The 16,778-nt window shown below is 58.4% G+C and carries 16 protein-coding genes and 1 tRNA gene; 16 read left to right on the plus strand and 1 reads right to left on the minus strand.

Features of this window, described 5'->3' with window-relative positions; genetic code table 11:
- Window positions 1-2 precede the first annotated feature (2 nt).
- Window positions 3-1,100, plus strand: a complete 1,098-nt coding sequence (locus GPK89_RS08980) for a hypothetical protein (RefSeq protein ID WP_215692526.1) — start codon at window positions 3-5, stop codon at window positions 1,098-1,100.
- A 45-nt stretch (window positions 1,101-1,145) separates the two neighbouring features.
- Window positions 1,146-1,637, plus strand: a complete 492-nt coding sequence (locus GPK89_RS16760; RefSeq protein WP_430750604.1) for a hypothetical protein — start codon at window positions 1,146-1,148, stop codon at window positions 1,635-1,637.
- Window positions 1,638-2,105: 468 nt separating this feature from the next.
- Here GPK89_RS16760 and GPK89_RS08990 read toward each other — a convergent pair.
- Window positions 2,106-2,180 (minus strand) — tRNA-Gly (locus GPK89_RS08990).
- A 200-nt stretch (window positions 2,181-2,380) separates the two neighbouring features.
- Between GPK89_RS08990 and rsmD the strand changes: the two genes are divergently transcribed.
- The 14 genes from rsmD to GPK89_RS09060 all read left to right on the plus strand — a co-directional run bounded on the left by rsmD (window position 2,381) and on the right by GPK89_RS09060 (window position 16,675).
- The gene (rsmD, locus tag GPK89_RS08995) at window positions 2,381-2,929 is read left to right on the plus strand and encodes a 16S rRNA (guanine(966)-N(2))-methyltransferase RsmD (protein WP_215692527.1); all 549 of its coding nucleotides are present in this window, start codon (window positions 2,381-2,383) and stop codon (window positions 2,927-2,929) included.
- Window positions 2,926-3,396, plus strand: coding sequence for an HrpE/YscL family type III secretion apparatus protein (locus GPK89_RS09000; protein WP_215692528.1), 471 nt, complete (start codon window positions 2,926-2,928; stop codon window positions 3,394-3,396). Before rsmD ends, GPK89_RS09000 begins: the two co-directional genes overlap by 4 nt.
- Window positions 3,397-3,808: 412 nt before the next feature.
- On the plus strand, window positions 3,809-4,225 hold the full coding sequence (mraZ, locus tag GPK89_RS09005) for a division/cell wall cluster transcriptional repressor MraZ (RefSeq protein ID WP_215692529.1): 417 nt from the start codon (window positions 3,809-3,811) through the stop codon (window positions 4,223-4,225).
- Between the two features lie 18 nt (window positions 4,226-4,243).
- A complete protein-coding gene (rsmH, locus tag GPK89_RS09010) occupies window positions 4,244-5,167 on the plus strand; it encodes a 16S rRNA (cytosine(1402)-N(4))-methyltransferase RsmH (RefSeq protein WP_215692530.1) in 924 nt (307 codons plus the stop codon).
- Between the two features lie 10 nt (window positions 5,168-5,177).
- Window positions 5,178-5,654, plus strand: a complete 477-nt coding sequence (locus GPK89_RS09015) for a hypothetical protein (RefSeq protein WP_215692531.1) — start codon at window positions 5,178-5,180, stop codon at window positions 5,652-5,654.
- A gap of 85 nt (window positions 5,655-5,739) precedes the next feature.
- Window positions 5,740-8,256 carry a penicillin-binding transpeptidase domain-containing protein gene (locus tag GPK89_RS09020; protein ID WP_215692532.1) on the plus strand — a complete coding sequence of 839 codons (2,517 nt, stop codon included), beginning with the start codon at window positions 5,740-5,742 and terminating at the stop codon, window positions 8,254-8,256.
- Between the two features lie 137 nt (window positions 8,257-8,393).
- A complete protein-coding gene (locus GPK89_RS09025) occupies window positions 8,394-9,758 on the plus strand; it encodes a UDP-N-acetylmuramoyl-tripeptide--D-alanyl-D-alanine ligase (protein WP_215692533.1) in 1,365 nt (454 codons plus the stop codon).
- A gap of 129 nt (window positions 9,759-9,887) precedes the next feature.
- Window positions 9,888-10,898 (plus strand): phospho-N-acetylmuramoyl-pentapeptide-transferase, encoded by a 1,011-nt coding sequence (gene mraY, locus GPK89_RS09030; RefSeq protein WP_215692534.1) that lies wholly within the window; start codon window positions 9,888-9,890, stop codon window positions 10,896-10,898.
- A 34-nt stretch (window positions 10,899-10,932) separates the two neighbouring features.
- Complete coding sequence (locus GPK89_RS09035; RefSeq protein WP_215692535.1) at window positions 10,933-12,213, plus strand: FtsW/RodA/SpoVE family cell cycle protein; 1,281 nt, start codon at window positions 10,933-10,935, stop codon at window positions 12,211-12,213.
- Window positions 12,214-12,352: 139 nt separating this feature from the next.
- Window positions 12,353-13,471: an undecaprenyldiphospho-muramoylpentapeptide beta-N-acetylglucosaminyltransferase gene (murG, locus tag GPK89_RS09040; RefSeq protein WP_215692536.1), complete on the plus strand. Its 1,119-nt coding sequence runs from the start codon at window positions 12,353-12,355 to the stop codon at window positions 13,469-13,471.
- 98 nt (window positions 13,472-13,569) lie between these two features.
- On the plus strand, window positions 13,570-14,721 hold the full coding sequence (locus GPK89_RS09045; RefSeq protein WP_215692537.1) for a cell division protein FtsQ/DivIB: 1,152 nt from the start codon (window positions 13,570-13,572) through the stop codon (window positions 14,719-14,721).
- A gap of 103 nt (window positions 14,722-14,824) precedes the next feature.
- Window positions 14,825-15,325, plus strand: coding sequence for an RNA polymerase sigma factor (locus tag GPK89_RS09050; protein WP_252261590.1), 501 nt, complete (start codon window positions 14,825-14,827; stop codon window positions 15,323-15,325).
- Window positions 15,322-15,894, plus strand: coding sequence for a zf-HC2 domain-containing protein (locus tag GPK89_RS09055; protein WP_215692538.1), 573 nt, complete (start codon window positions 15,322-15,324; stop codon window positions 15,892-15,894). Before GPK89_RS09050 ends, GPK89_RS09055 begins: the two co-directional genes overlap by 4 nt.
- On the plus strand, window positions 15,878-16,675 hold the full coding sequence (locus tag GPK89_RS09060) for a hypothetical protein (RefSeq protein ID WP_215692539.1): 798 nt from the start codon (window positions 15,878-15,880) through the stop codon (window positions 16,673-16,675). The genes GPK89_RS09055 and GPK89_RS09060 overlap by 17 nt, the downstream gene beginning before the upstream one ends.
- Window positions 16,676-16,778 lie beyond the last annotated feature (103 nt).

Genomic DNA, 16,778 nt, shown 5'->3' on the forward strand with positions numbered 1-16,778 from the left:
ACTTGAACACGGAAAATCTGAATGGGATTTTGGCACAGTACATTCAATATTGCAAGACCCGCACCGCCGCCGAAGAGGGAACGGTCTGGCGTGCGGCCGACTGCTTCGGCGTGAACTGGGATATCGAGGACAGCGACTTCCCCGGTATGTTTGCGGACGCCATGCAGCAGGCACAGCTGGCGCTGGACAACCCGGCCTTGCAGCCCATCGACGGCGTGCAGACCCTGATGCTGCGGGAGACAGAAGTAGAGTTGGTGCGGGAGTGTTTCCGCTGGCTGTTCAAAGAGGATGACGGCGATATCGCCAAGCGCCGCGGCCGCGCCGAGCTGTTTGCCGACCAGATCAACGGCCGGTTCCGTCGCGTGTTCCCGCGGATGCCCAAGTACACGATGAACACGGCCAACGCGGTGTTTTTCCTGAACCTGTGGGAACCCCACGACAACTATTTTTATAATGCGGCCGAGGCCAGGGCCTGGGCAGAATATTTTGACTACGAGGCCGATTTCGGCGGCGGCACGGCACTGGACCTGCCACGCTACTATACTATGTGCAACGACCTGTTGGCCGAGCTGGAAAGCTACCCGGAACTTATTGCCCTGCACAAGGCCTATGTGGCGCAGGAACTTGGCGGCATCAATGACCAGCTGCATCTGTTGGTGTACGATATCCTGCACACGGCCTACACCCAGCAGTTCTACCCGTGCGGCTATGCCCGCAGCGCCACTACAAAGGAACGCGCCAAGGCTGCTAAGGAGAAAGCAACCCGCACCGAGCTGTGCATCTGCATCGGTGAATGCGAGCAGAAATTGCAGGAGATGCAAGCCAACCCCGCCAAACTGCCCGACCTGACCGACTGTAAGATCAGCCATAAGATGTTCGGCGCAGGTACGGTCCGGCCCGCCGAGGGCCAGTTCATGGTCATCGACTTTAATGGCACGCTGAAAAAGTTCAGCTACACGGCCTCGATGAACAGCGGCTACCTGACCGCCGAGGACCCCGCCGTCGAGGCTGAACTGCAAGCCTACCAGGACTACAACAAAGAGAAAGACCGCCTGGAAAAGGAACTGAAAAACATGAAGGCGGAGTTGGTGAAGCTGTAAGGCAGACAATACCACGTCTATGTCGCCGCCCCGTAGGGGCCGGGCATGCCCGGCCAGCAACTTCCCCATAACTGCATATTTACAACGAAAATGCCCATCGGTTTTGTGCCGATGGGCGTTTTGCTGTATTTATCGGAACTCAAACAGTTTGCACACAGGGACATCCAGCACCCGTGCAATGCGAAAGACCACATCCAGCGAGACCGCACAGTCGCTGTTCTCGATGCGGGACATATGGGTGCGGCTTATGTCAATCTTGTCCGCCAGCTGAATTTGCGACAGCCCCGCCGCCTTGCGGTAGTAGGAGTTGTGATTCCGTATAGTGCGGATGGATGGCCCATTGTCGTGAATACGGACTATGTGTTAAAATCCGCGCCCAGCGTCAATAGTGATGACGTAGTGTGGGTCAGCGCGGGTGATAAACTGTACGGTCATTATGGCGACGGTGACTGGGTCTTTGTCGCAGACTACGACTTTAACGTATACGGTTGGATACCCGAACCCTATCAGGAATTTGACTGGAGCACCGTACAATAAAATGCAAAAAGCGTCGGGAACTTTTTGCATGAATAACTTGCGCGGTGTGTCGAAATATGATATTCTAAACATACCGCTTCGCCGGTAAGGCGCTGCACAAAACGGCAGGCGGTCAGCCACACTTCCCGAAAGGGGGTGAGGCAATGCGTTTTACATTGATTTTCCATATCGGTCTCAAGACCGTTACGCTAAGGTTGGTCGTAAAAAGCAAGAACCGCCACCCCGGCAGGTGAAGATACTGTCAAGCAGATTTCAGAATTTTTTGCTGGCATAATAAGCAAAACTCCCCATGCCGGAATATGACATAGGGAGTTTCCCAGAGCGGCTGATGTCCGCCTCCCGCGGGCTGGCGAACAGTCCGCAGGACTGTTCGCCCCGGCACTGCGGTGCCGTCGCCCTGTTCGACTTCTCATCCCCGAATCCCAAAAAGAGACCCCTGCGTCTGGACACGACACAGGGGTCTCTTTTTGGAGCGGCTGATGGGAGTCGAACCCACGTCCTCAGCTTGGAAGGCTGATGTACTAGCCGTTGTACGACAGCCGCATAACAACAGTACCTATTATACCCACCCAAGGGGGCATTTGTCAAGCCCGGCGGTGGACTTTCCCCGCAGATTTTACGGCGCTGTAACCCATTTGCCATTTTATTTTACATTTTGCACCCTTGACAACGGCCCGCGAAAGCCCCATAATAAATACTGAATCTGTGTAAAAGAAATTTTGAGAGGAAAGAGGTGCGGCACCATGCGCGTCATTGCCGGAACAGCCCGCGGTAAAAACCTGCAGGCCCTGCCGGGCGAGGATATCACCCGCCCGACCATCAACCGCGTGAAGGAGGCCATGTTCTCTAGTGTGCAGTTTCTTGTGCCGGGAGCACGCGTGCTGGATCTGTTTGCAGGCAGCGGTCAGCTGGGCATCGAGGCTCTGTCACGCGGAGCGAAAAGCTGCCTCTTTGTCGACCACTCTGCCGAAGCATTGGCCATCGTAAGGGCTAACTGCAAGACGGCGGGCGTTGACCGCCAGAGTGATATCCGCCAGGGCGAGGCCGAGAGTTTCCTTGCCAACATCCGCGGGCCGTTTGACCTGGTCCTGCTGGATCCGCCGTTCCACCATGACACGGTGGCGGCGGTGCTGCCGCTGCTGGCCACCAAGATGGCCCCGGGTGGTGTGGTCCTCTGCGAGACGGAGCGTGAGGCCGACCTGCCTGAGCAGGCAGGCAGCCTGACACTGGTAAAACAATACAACTACGGCAAGATCAAGGTCAGCCGCTATGAGAGAGGGGAAGAGGCATGAACGTTGAAGAATTGCTGGAACTGATGGAAGAAACACTGGAAGCGGGTACGGCTGTACCGTTTGCCGCCTCCAAGCGCGTGGTCGACGTGGATCGTATGCGCGATATCATTGATGAGGTGCGCAACAATCTCCCCGATGAAGTGCGCGAGAGCAAGAAAATCGTGAATGACCGCGAGCAAATTATGAAAAATGCCCGCATCGAGTCGGAAAATATCATTCAGCAGGCAGAGGAGCGCGCCCGCACCCTGACCAGTGAGCAGGAGATCGTCAAGCGCAGCCAACAGCGCGCAGTGGAGATTCTGACCGCCGCTCAGACCCAGGCCAAGGAGCTGAGCCGCAACGCTACGGTCTACTGCGAGGGCATCCTGAAAAACTCTGAGGAAGTGCTGGCTCGCAGCGTGGCGGATATCAAGAATACCCGGATGAACCTGCGCAATGCCGCCCGCCCTAACCGTGGGCAGAAGTAAGGACGGCCTTGAAAAACGTTGTTATCCACGGCACATTTCCCTAAAAATCTTTATAAGCTCTAAAAATATCGTCGCACCGTATAATACGGTGCGGCGATATTTTTGTCTGCGGCAAAAAATTTGCCGCCGTGCTGTTTTGATGCAAACCGCTGTCCCTGGGGTGGGGGCCTTTGTACAAAGTGTGAAAAATCCATTCGCGGCGCAGTTTTTTCCAGTTCGCCCTTGCTTTTTGCCGGGGAAAATGGTACTATAATTTTACCACGAGTGGGTAATTGTGGTGAGTTTAACAACAAAAGTGGTGAATGGTGGGTAGTTTTCCACGTTCTCCACAGAGTTTTCCACAAAGAGGACGCTGCGACGTAAAAAATCTTGCTGCAAGTTTGTACAGTTTGACGAAGGGAGGGGAACACAGATGCTCGTTGGTCAGTATGATTACGCCATCGATGCCAAGGGCCGTCTGAATTTCCCCGCCCGTTTCCGCGACGCGATGGGGGAAACCTTCATTGTGACCCGCTGGCTTGACCATTGCCTGGCCGCTTTCCCGGCAGAAGAGTTCGAAAAGGTTGCCGCCAAAATCGAGGAAAAGGGCCTCGTCAAGGGCCGCAAGGTCAGCCGTATGCTGTACGCCTCTGCGGTGGAGGTTACCCCGGACAAGCAAGGCCGCATCCAGCTCCCCGCCAAACTGCGGGAGTACGCGGGTCTTGACCACGATGTCACCATTATCGGCAGCCGCAGCTTTGCCGAGATTTGGAACACCGAGGCATGGAACGCCAGCCAGGAAACCAGCGATGAGGACTTCACCGCTGAGATGGAAAACCTTGACTTTTAATAAACAGGACGATACAACATGGAATTTTCACATATCCCCGTACTGCTGCAGCCCTGCCTGGATGGGTTGAACATCGACCCCGCCGGCATCTACCTGGATGGCACGGCCGGCGGCGCGGGCCACAGCAGAGAAATTGCAAAACGACTGACCACAGGCCGCCTGATTTCACTCGACCAGGACCCGGATGCGGTGGCAGTAGCCACCGAAAGGCTCAAGGGTCTCCCGGCGCAGGTGGTGCAGGTCAACTTCCGCGAGGCAGCGCGAGTCCTCGCGGAGCTGGGCATCCCGGCGGTGAACGGGGCCCTGCTTGATCTCGGCGTGTCCAGCCACCAGCTGGACGATGCAGCGCGCGGTTTTTCCTACCATGCCGACGCGCCGCTGGATATGCGCATGAGCCAGCAGGGCCCCACCGCCGCGGACCTGGTCAACACTCTGGATCGTGAGGAACTGACCCGCATCCTGCGCGACTATGGCGAGGAACCCTACGCCTGGCAAATCGCAGGCAAAATCATCGCCGCGCGGGAAACGCGGCCGATCACCACCACCATGCAGTTGGCGGATATCGTGGCCGCCGCAGTGCCCCCGGCTGAGCGCCGCAAGGCCAAGAACCCGGCGCGCCGCACTTTCCAGGCCGTCCGTATTGCGGTCAACTCCGAACTGGACGCCCTGAACGAGGGCCTGGATGCGATTTTCAACTGCCTGGCCCCGGGCGGGCGGCTCTGCGTCATCACCTTCCACAGCCTGGAGGACCGCTTAGTCAAGAACAAGTTCCGTCGCTGGGCACAGCGCTGCACCTGTCCGCCGGAACAGCCCATCTGCACCTGCGGGGGTGTGGCAAAGGCAAAGCTCATTACCCGCAAACCCATCGAAGCTGACGCTGCGGAGCTGGAAACCAACCGCCGCAGCCGCAGCGCCAAACTGAGAGTGTTGGAGAAAGTATAAGAGGCAAACCATGACGACCGTTTTGCTGCACAGCGGTGCGGCTGCACCTAAATTAGAGACCCCGCGCCCGCAGGTAAAAGTGGTGCGCGGCGGCAACCGCGGGCTGAACCGCGCGCGCCGTTTTGCGCAGGCCACGCTGCGCACGCTGGCCCTTGCCATTGTGCTGGGGCTGGTTGTCAGCGTGCTGTACAGCCACGCCAAGCTCACCGAGTTGAGCGGTCAGATCAATGAGGTCAACACCCAGCTGGCCGCCGCCCAGAGCGAGTACGACTACCTGAGCACCAAAATGAGCGATATCACAAGCCGCGCCAGCCTGCAGGAGGTGGCCGAGGGCCAGCTGGGACTGGTCAAGCTCGACCCGAGCCAAATCACCTATGTCCAGTTGGAAGATCAGAGCATAATCGAAAAAAGCAGCAGTTCCGCCGTCCGCCTGCTGGACAAGGTCCGCACCGCCGCCCTGAACCTGCTGGATGGATTGAATCCGTAACAATAAAATTATGCAGCTACGAGCCTTTTTGCTGCGCGGCGCGATGGCCGACGGCGAAAAGGCTTTTTGAAATAAGGAACACCCTATGCCACAACCAAACAACCAACCAAAAAAGCACCGTACCCGCGCCAACGCAGCGATGAAAACCCGCACGCTCTTCTGCGTGACGCTCTTTATCGTCGGCGCATTCGGTCTGCTGATTTATCAGCTCTACGCCCTGCAGCTGCGTGATGCCGAACTCTACCGCACCGAGGCCGTGACCCAGCAGCTGAAGGATACGACGCTGCCTGCGCTGCGCGGCTCGATTTACAGCGTCAACGGCAAGCTGCTTGCCAAGAGCAGCACGGTATGGAATATCGTTGCAGACCCTTCCTCTATCGCCAAGAGCGGCGCGTCGGAGAGCCAGCTGCGCACGGCGGCGGAAAACATTGCCGCACTGCTGGGCGGGGACACCACTGCGGATACCGTCTATGAGGTTCTGACCGCTAAAAACAGCAGCGGCGAGCCGTATCAGTACCGTATGCTCGCCAAGGGCGTGGATAAGCCGGTGGTGGACTCCATCCTGAACTATGCCGATGAGTACCGCATGGATCCCGAGGACGGCGCCACGACCGGCAAACGTATTTTGTACTTTTCGACCGAACAGGCCACGACCCGCAGCTACCCCTACGGCGAGTTCCTCTCCTCGGTGCTGGGCTTCTGCAACAGCGATGGCGAGGGCGCTTACGGCCTGGAAAAATACTACGATGAAACCCTGGCAGGCACGCCGGGTCGCAGTGTGGCCGAGACGGATGTCTACGGCAACGCCCTGGCCGCCGGGCAGGCCGATGTGCACGAGGCTATCGACGGCAACAACCTGTTCCTGACCATCGACGAAAATGTGCAGTCCATCGTCGAAGAATACCTGACCGAGGCGATGAACACCTTCACGGTGCATGGCCGCGGCAGCGCAATCGTCATGAACGTCAAGACCGGCGCGATTTTGGCTATGGCGTCCATCGAGCAGTTTGACCCCAACGATCCGTATAAAATCACCGACACCAAAATGACCGACATTTTGGGAAAAGAGGAAATCGACGCCAACGATATTGATTGGCTGGAAGGCCGCCTGGGCGAAAAAGCCGTGGCCGATATCGTGGCCGACGGCAAGATCAGCCGCGAAAAAACCATCGGCGAGGACGGCAAGGAGGTCGCCAGCGAGTACACCCAATTACAGGGTATGATGCGCGAGGCCCAGTGGAAGAATAAAAACATCACCGAGCTGTATATGCCCGGCTCTGTCTTTAAGCTCATCACCGCATCGGCGGGACTGGACTCCGGCGTCATGAGCACGAGCCAGACCTTCTACTGCGGCGGCAGCCTGACCGTCAATGAGGGCAGCGAACTGTGGGAGCACACCTACCGCTGCGCCAACGGCGAGGTTCACCGTATGCAGGACATGGCGGGTGCGCTGAACAACAGCTGCAACCTCTGGTTCATCCAGGCTGCCGAGACACTGAAACCGCAGATTTTCTACGACTATATCCAGGCGTTTGGCTTCACGCAGCCCACCGGTATCGACCTGCCCAACGAGACCCGCTGGACCAGCGTCTACAATGCCGAGCAGATGGCCGAGGTCGATACGAACCTCTACACCGCCGCTTTCGGTCAGAACGAATCCATCACCCCCATGCAGATGGCAACCGCTGTGGCGGCCATCGCCAACGGCGGCTACCTTGTCACGCCCTATGTGGTGGACTCCATCACAGACAACGACGGCAACGTTGTCTCCCAGACCGAGACAAACATCCGCCGCCAGGTCATTTCAGAGGACGTCAGCCGCCAGCTGCTTGCCATGATGGAAAATAACGTCTACGGGGAAGGGGACTACCATTCCTGCATCAACGCCTATGTGGCGGGCTACCGCATCGGCGGCAAGTCCGGCACGGCAGAGCGCACCGACCGCCACCTGCGCGGCGACGGCGACTACTACAAGGCCATGAGCTTTGCCGCTGTGCTGCCCATCGACGACCCCGAAATCGAGGTGTTCGTCCTGCTGGACGACCCGCGCTGGGTCAAGGACTACGCCAGCCAGGTCGTGGCCCCGGTCGTGGGCAACATCATCAGCGAGGTCGCGCCCTACCTGGGCATTGAGCAGGACCCCGGCTACAACCCCAGCGGCACCGTCAAGGTGCAAACCTGCCTGGATTATACCTGGACCAACGCCCAGGTTACACTGAACCGCCAGGGCCTCAAGCACAAGCTCATCGGCCCCAGCAGCGGCAATATCGTCTACCAGTACCCGGTGGGCGGCAGCGATGTCCCCGCAGGCTCCACCGTCTACCTGTACACCGCCACCGACCAGAACTCGATGACCACCGTGCCCGATGTGGCGGGCAAGACCGGCACCTTTGCCGAGCAGATGCTGAAAGCCGCCAACCTGAACGTGCAGTTCAGCGGCGACAGCGGCGGTAAGGTTGTCAGCCAGAGCGTGGAGGCCGGCACCAGCGCCGCCTACGGCACAATCATCACCCTGACCATGGACAGCGGGGAAGACACCCCCGCCGAAACTACCCCCGCCGCCGAGGAAGAAACCATCGACCCGGCGAATGTGGAAGGGTGATACAGAAATCCGCAATTTATAGGGGCCGGGTGTGCCCGGCCCGCAACTTTCCCATAAGCAATCGTTTGTCATTCACGGCCGGGCCGCATATGTACGGCCCCTACGTCTTAACTTACTATCCCAAGGAGGTCCTTTTCATGCAAAAGATTCCTGCCAATGAACTGCTGGCCGGGCTGACACTGGCCGAGCCTGTCTCCATCCACGCCGTTGTGACCGACAGCCGTGAGGTCAAGCCGGGCTGCGTCTTTGTCTGCTTTCCCGGCGAACGCGTTGATGGCCACGATTTTGCTGCAGGTGCGTACCAGAATGGCGCAGCCTATATCATCGCCAACCACCCGGTCGAGGGCGTTCCTGCAGACCGTACCGTCATTGTGCCGGACAGCGCCAAAGCCATGATCCGAATGGCGTCCAACTACCGTATGCTATTCAGCCCCAAGATGATCGGCGTCACTGGCAGCGTCGGAAAGACCACGACGAAAGAGTTCTGTTACGCCGTGCTGTCCGCCTTTGGCAAGACGCTGAAAACCGAGGGCAACCAGAACAACGATATCGGCGTGCCCAATACGCTGTTCCGCCTGGACAACGATACCGAGTACGCCGTCGTCGAAATGGGCATGGATCATGCGGGCGAGATCGAGCGCCTGACCCGTTGCGCACGGCCGTCGGCGGGCATCATCACGATGATAGGCGTCTCCCACCTGGAAAATCTCGGCACTCGGGAGAATATACTGAAAGCAAAGATGGAGATTTGTACCGGCCTGCCCGATGGTGCGCCGCTGGTGCTCAACGCTGACAACGACCTGCTGCCCACCGCCGATGTGCCTACCAGGCTGAAGGCCGTCTGGTTCGGTATCGATGCCGAGAACGCTGATGTCCGCGCCGTGGATGTTGAGACCGGAACGAACGGTACAACGTTCAAGATCATTGATAAAGAATACGGCACTTTCAATGCCGCCATTCCCACTGCAGGCGTTCACACCGTCTATGACGCGCTGGCTGCCTATGCCGCTGCCACCCGCCTGGGGCTGGATGCGGCCCGCTGTGCAGCGGCCCTTGCCACATACCAGACGACTGGTATGCGCCAGCATATTGTAAAAAAAGGCGGTGTTACGTTCATTGAGGACTGCTACAACGCCAGCCCCGACAGCATGAGAGCCGCGCTCTCGGTGCTGAAAGCCCTGCCCAACACCCGCAAAATTGCCCTGCTGGGCGATATGCTGGAACTGGGCGACGCCAGCGAGGACGGCCACCGCCACACCGGTGAGTGGGCTGCCGACGCGGGTGTTGACCAGCTGATTGCCTACGGCCCGCGCAGCGCTGCCATGGCAGACGCCGCAAAAGCGCACGGTGTTGTAACTGTGCATTGCAAAAACGCCGAAGAAGTGTTACAATATCTACGGCAATTCGTGCGCCCCGGTGACGCAGTCCTGGCCAAGGCCAGCCACGCCATGGGGCTGGAACAGCTGCTTCAGGATTTCTATAAAGAATTGCCGCAGGGGTAAAGGGCTTCCCCCTTCGGGAAAAGCTGTCCGCGCAGCGGACTGATGAGGGGCTGGTCTGCCCATAGTTGTCTGTAAACAGCGTAAATTCCCAAATCCCCCTGCACCACATCATTTTGGAGGAATCACTGCATGGAGGAAATATCCTATCTGTTGGCGTCGGCGGCCATCGGCGGCTTTGTTATCACGGCGGTGTCAGGCAAGTTTATGATCCCGGCGCTGCATCGGCTGCACTTCGGCCAGACCGTCCGCGAGGAAGGCCCCACCTGGCACAACAAGAAAAACGGCACCCCCACCATGGGCGGCCTGTGCTTCATCTTCGGCATCCTGGTCACGCTGGGCCTGGTGTGGGGGATGTTCCACAACCAGCTGCCGGAAGTTCTGGGCCTGCCCCAGATGAAGGCTGGCATGATGGTGCTGTTTCTGGCGTTTGGCTCGGGGCTGATCGGCTTCCTTGATGACTTTATCAAGGTCATCAAGCACCGCAACCTCGGCCTTACCGAAGCCCAAAAGATGATCTTGCAGATTGCCCTGACCTTTGGCTTTATGTTCGGCCTCAACAGCCTGGGCCTGCTCACCACCCAGGTGCAGCTGCCGATTTTCGGTTTGGTGGATATGGGTCTTGTCTACTATCCCATCGCGTTTTTCGGCATCATCTTTTTGGTCAACGCCGTCAACCTGACGGACGGCCTTGACGGCCTTTGCACCGGTGTGACCTTTGTGTCGATGATCGGCTACCTGCTGGCGGGCAGCCTGCTGGGCTTTGTCCATGTCTCGCTTATCGCCGCCGCCACGGCGGGTGCCTGCGCCGGGTTCCTGGTCTGGAACTTCTACCCGGCCAAGGTGTTCATGGGCGATACTGGCAGTATGTTCTTCGGCGGCATCGTCACGGCGTTGGCCTTTGTAATGCAGCGCCCCGAACTGGTGCTCTTCTTCGGTATCGTGTACATCTGGGACGCCATGACCGTTGTTATCCAGCGCGTCTACTTCAAGGCGACCCACGGCAAGCGCATCTTCCGCATGACGCCGATCCACCACGCCTTTGAAATGCGCGGCTGGCGCGAAGTCAAAATTGACGCTTTCTTTGCCCTGATTGCCATTATTGGTGTGGCTATGGGTATTTTCTACATCTGCGTGGCGTAACACTGCGCAAAATCTGCTAAGGAGGTGACTGCCTGTGAATACGCCGTCAAGCCTGTTAGGGGTGCTGTTTGACCACACCATCGGTAATATTCTGCGTATGCTGGCGGTCATCCGCCTGCCAAAACTCGAACGCGGCAGGGTCTCCCGAGGTTTCGTGGCGACCCTGATCGTCATTATGGGATATGGGCTGGTCATGCTGTTTTCAGCCAGCTATTCCAGCGGGTACGCCAACTACGGTGATGTCTACCACTTCATCCGTCCGCAAAGCATCATTGCAGTGGCGGGCCTGGGCGTTATGTGGCTGGTGTCCAACATCAACTACCGTGCCCTGCGCTACATGAACGAGAGTTTTTACATCATCACGCTCGTGCTGCTGGTGGCGGCGCTGTTCAGTCCTGTGGACACCAACGGTACCTACCGCTGGGTCTACTTTGCGGGAGGTGCGTTTTCGCTGCAGCCGTCTGAGCTGGCAAAATTTTCGGTCATGCTCTGGACTGCCGATATGCTCGATCGCGACAACGATAAGAAAAAGTCGCTGTGGTACGGTCTGCTCAAACCCGCGCTGCCGCTGGTGCCGATTCTCGTGCTGCTGAAAATGGAACCGCACAACTCGGCCATGATGCTTTTGTGCCTGATTTTTGTTACCATGATTGCCTGCAACGGCTCCGCCATGCGGTGGTGGCCGCTGGCTGGTGCGGGTACCGTGGCGGGCGCCATTGCCTACGTGAAGCACCTTGCCTCGGGCGAGGGCTACGCCGCGGGCCGCCTGGGCGGCGTATGGGGCCTGACCCCCACGAACACGACGGGTATGCAGTGGCAGACCCGCCAGAGCATCTATGCTATCTGCACCGGAGGACTGTTCGGTGTGGGCATCGGCAACAGCGTCCAGAAACACCAATGGCTGCCCTACGCGGAGAACGACTTCGTCTTTGCCGTCATCGGGGAGGAACTGGGCTTCGTCGGGGCGATTGCCCTGATTGCCCTGTTTGCGGCGCTGGTCATCCAAGGAATCTTCATTGCGCTGCGTGCGCCCGATTTGTACGGTACGCTGCTGGGCATCGGCATTGTGTCCCAGGTGGCGTGGCAGGTTTTTCTGCACATCGGCGTCGGTACGGCGTTGCTGCCCAACACGGGTATCAGTTTGCCGTTCTTCTCCTACGGCGGCACCAGTTTGTTGCTGCTGCTGGGTGAGATGGGCGTGCTATTGAGTATATCCCGTGCGGGCAACGCGCGGGAGGAACGCATGGCCGAACAGCACCGCGCCGAGACCGACCGTATGCTCCACCGCACCCGCTACCGCAGAGGTACGGTGTAAGACCGTGCTGTAGGGGGCGGCGTCCTCGACGCCCCGTAAGCCTCCCCTTACAGGGGAGGTGGTCGAGTGCCAGCGATGACCAGTGGGGCTTTGCCCTCTTGCTGTTAGCATAAACTTATAATTTTAGGGAGGCCGAATCATGCGTGTTCTCATTGCTGCCGGCGGTACAGCCGGTCATATCAACCCGGCGTTGGCAATCGCCGGTGCCCTGAAAGCCGCAGACCCGACGGCGGAAATTCATTTTGCGGGCCGTCGGGAGGGGATGGAGTACGGACTTGTCACCAAGGCGGGTTACCCTTTCCACCATATCGAAATCAACGGCTTCCAGCGCCACCTCAGCCTGGAAAACATCGGCCGCAATATCGTCGCCATCTGGCATCTGGCGCTGTCCGGCCCCCGCACCCGGAAAATCCTGAACGAGGTCAATCCCGACCTTGTCATCGGCTGCGGCGGTTACGTCAGCGGCCCTATTGTGCGCGCGGCGGCCAAACGCAGCATCAAGACTGCCATCCATGAGCAGAACGCCTTCCCCGGCGTGACAAACAAGCTGCTGGCGAAGGAGGTCAACATCGTTCTGGCTGCCAGCGCCGATGCCGTAGAAAAGCTGGGCGCACCCGAGAAAACCACCGTTGTGGGCAACCCGGTTCGCCCCGAGGTCCTGACCGCCGACCGCGCCACAGCCCGCGCAAAACTGAACGCAGGCGACCGCACGGTCATTTTGAGCTTTGGCGGCAGCCTGGGTGCAGACCGCATCAACCAGGTCGTGGCCGACCTCTGTGCCTGGGAAAAGCAGACGAACCAACACACATTACACCTGCACGCCACCGGCAGCCGCGGTGTCAAGCTGTTTGAAAATCTCGAAAAAGAAAAGGGCTTTGCTCCTGGCGAGAACCTTGTTGTGACCGAGTACATCAACAATATGCCCCAGCTGCTGGCGGCGGCGGATCTCGTCATTGCGCGTTCCGGTGCGCTGACGCTGGCCGAACTGGAAGCCGTGGGCCGCGCGTCGGTGTTGATCCCCAGCCCTAACGTGGCCGAAAACCACCAGTATTACAACGCCCTTGAACTGCAAAAGGCTGGGGCAGCCGTGGTCATTGAGGAAAAGAACCTGACCGGTGACGGCCTGGTAAAGACCGTGGAAGAACTGCTGACCACCCCAGGCAAGCTGGCCGAAATGGGAGCCAACGCCAAGACATTAGGCAACCCCCACAGCCTGGATATGATTACGGAAAAATTGCTGGAGCTGGTAAAATCATAACAGCCGCAGGGGGCGGCATCCTCGACGCCCCGTAGCCGCCACTGCCCCATAGGGCAGCCGGCACGCACCTATAAAAATGTATTGGAAAGGAGCCGCCCATGGATCGAAACCAGCGCAGCCGCAGGCAAAAATCCGTGAGCGGCTCCTATTCGCAAGCTCCCAAACGCAGCATGGGCAGCCGTATGGGGCTGGAAAAACCGGGCACCCCACGCCAACAGCCGCCGAAAAAATCCTCGCCGCGCAGCCAGCGCCCCACCCAGCAGATCAACCCGCAAAAAGCCGGGTACGACCCCGCCGCGCCCAAACGCCAGCGCCGCGTAACCCAGGCAGAAATCATCCGAAAACGCAACCGCCGCCGTGCCATGAGCATCCTGGCGGTGCTGGCCGTACTGGCCGTAGGGGCTTTCGTCTCGCTTAACCTGCTGTTTAAAGTGGCCTTTTTCCGGGTCGAAAACTTCGACCGCACCACCCCCGCCGACACCGGCATCTACACCTCGGACGAGCTTATCAACGCGCTGAATATCGAGAAAAACTCGAATCTTTTCGGCTTCTCCACCGCTGAAAAGACCCGCCAGCTGGCCCAGCAGTTTCCGTACCTTGAGCAGGTGCAGGTTGAGGTCCAGATGCCTGCTACTGTCGTGATCAAGGTGCAGCCCGCCGTGGAGCGATTCGCCTGTATGTACTCCGGCGGCTGGATGGTGCTGAGCGATTCCCTCAAGATCCTGCGCACCGACGTCAACCAGCCCGACGGCCTGATTTTGCTCTCCATCGCGCTGCCCACAGATTTTGCCCCAACTGTCGGCCAGAACATCACGCCGGAAAGCTATAACTCGTTGCTTGGGGGCGAGCAGGCCACCGCCGAGACGGCAGGATTGCAGGCGTCGGCCATGCAGACCTTGACCGAAATGCTGGACGGCTTGCAGACGTACAACCTGTTTGACGGCACCACAGCCATCAGTGTGCAGGATTTGAGCGATATCGAGTTCACCTACCAGAACCGTGTGCAGGTCAAGTTGGGCAGCGAGACGAATCTTGCCTACAAACTGCGCCTGGCTGCTGCCGCACTGGCCGACCCCGAAAAGGGCCTGGCCGCCAGCGATAAGGGTGTGCTGGATATCTCGACCCAGCAATCCAACGGCGACATCCGCGCCTACTTTGCCCCCGACGAACCCGCCCCGACCCCCACCCCCGAACCTACCGCCACGCCGGAACCGGAGGAAAAGGAAACTCTGGCTAACACAGCAGAATAAGCCAGCGCCCCGACAAAAGTCGGGGCTTTTTTGTAGTTGCTGTAACGTTTGGGGCAAAATCATCACTTATAGAGTGAGAGCACAGAGGAAAGGAGGGCAGGCCATGCCGCTGCCGGAACTGGAAGAACTGTATACACTATACCGTACGGACCTGTACCGCTACCTCTGCCACTTGACACACGACCCAACCGAGGCTGAGGACATACTGAGCGAGACCTTCCTGCGTGCCATGCGGCGGCTACCCACCTACCGCGGCGACTGCGCTGTCAAAACATGGCTGTTCGGTATTGCCCGCAACATCTGGCTGGAAAGTCTGCGTAAGCGCCGCCCCGACGTCAGCGCAGATGACCTGCTGGAAAACTACCTGGCCGAGGATACTCTGACCGAGCATACCGACACACGCCTGCAATGGCAGCGGGTCTGTGAACTGCTGCAGCAGAAAGACGACCGCGCCCGCCGCATTATGCAGTTGCGCGCGGAGGGCTATACCTATGCGGAAATCGCGGTACAGCTGCATATCAGTGAAAGCTCGGCCCGCGTCATCGAACACCGCACCCGCAGCTGGCTGAAGGAAATTTTGACGAAGGAGGGTTATGACCTGTGAAGAAACTTGCTGAAAACGCAAAAATCCCCTGTGCGGTCTGCCGGGACTTGATGCCATTGGTGCAGGACGGAATCGCCAGCCCGGAAAGTGAGCAGCTTGTCCGCGCCCACGTTGCCGTCTGCCCGGCCTGTCAGGCCTTGTGGCAGGGGACAGAGCCGCCCGCAGCGCCGGAACTGCAAACCCCCGACGATACCAAAATACTCAAGCGGCTGCGCCGCCGTTACAGCATCCACCTGTTGCTGCTGGCCTTTGTAGGCATTGCAGTGGGCATAGCCCTGGGGTATACAGGCAGCGCAAATTGGGTCATTCTGTTTTTGCCGCTCGTCTGGAGTGTTCTGACCTACCGTGACATCGGCATGGGAAAGCCGCTGCTGCTGTTCACGCTGGGGCTGGCGGTGCTGGATGCTATCATAAAGCAGATGGCCTTGCTGGAATCGTTCGCACTTGGTAATTTCTTGGCAAATTTGGTGTCCGGCTGCATTTTGTACGTCGGTTTGGGTGGCGTTGGCTGGCTGATCGGCTGGCTGCTGCACTATGCAAAGGAGAGTACCCATGAAAACAAAAGCTAAAAGAACGAAAACCATGCGCCGCTTTGCGCTGACAGCAGCCCTGCTGCTGATTCTCGCGCTGCTGCTGGCCTTTGACGCCATCAACGGTGACCCGCTCAGCCAACAGTGGGCTATACATCGGGCCATTCGATATGCGGAAAAGCTATATCCGGAGGAAACATTTCACTGGGACCAGCGCACTGCCGCTGATGGACAGTTCTTCCACTATGTGGTATACGTTCAGTCTGACCAGAGCCGTGATACAAACTTTGCGGTGCAGACGCGGTTCTGGCTGCTGACTGATGATGAAATCCGGGGTAAGGAGCTTGAGCCAGACCATGTGTTCTATGTAGACCACCGCTGGACCACCGCCTACCGCCTGGGGGATGAAGCCGCCCAGCAGGCAGCCGCGTATCTGACCGTGCAGGCCCCGGAATTAAACTTTGCATCTGTCTACGGCGCAAAGGGCAACACGGTAGAGATCGACCTTTGCTATACCGAGCAGGACGGCATGACCCCGGCTAACTATGTGGATGATCTGCCGCTGGATGCTGCCTTTGACAAAGCCCTGCTGCAAAAGGTGCCCAGCCGCCTGTGCGCACAAGTGCTGTGCGATGGCAAGCCTACCGAGACGGACATGCAAACCGTCCTGCACACCCTCAAGCAAGTGCTGGAAAACAATGATATGCCGATAACCTATTACGATATCACCCTTGTACCCACCGACAACTACGCCGACCACAATGCATATATGGCCGATGTACTGGAATCCGGCCTGACACCCGCCGACAAAATTGCATAAAAATAACCCCGCAGCGCTGTATAATGAACAGCACCCCATTTGTTAGACAGTATGATATACTATCTAACAAGTGGGGTGTTTTGCTATGCCAAAAGGAGTACCA

It is taken from the genome of Gemmiger formicilis (assembly GCF_018784445.1).
Classification (GTDB): Bacteria; Bacillota; Clostridia; order Oscillospirales; family Ruminococcaceae; genus Gemmiger.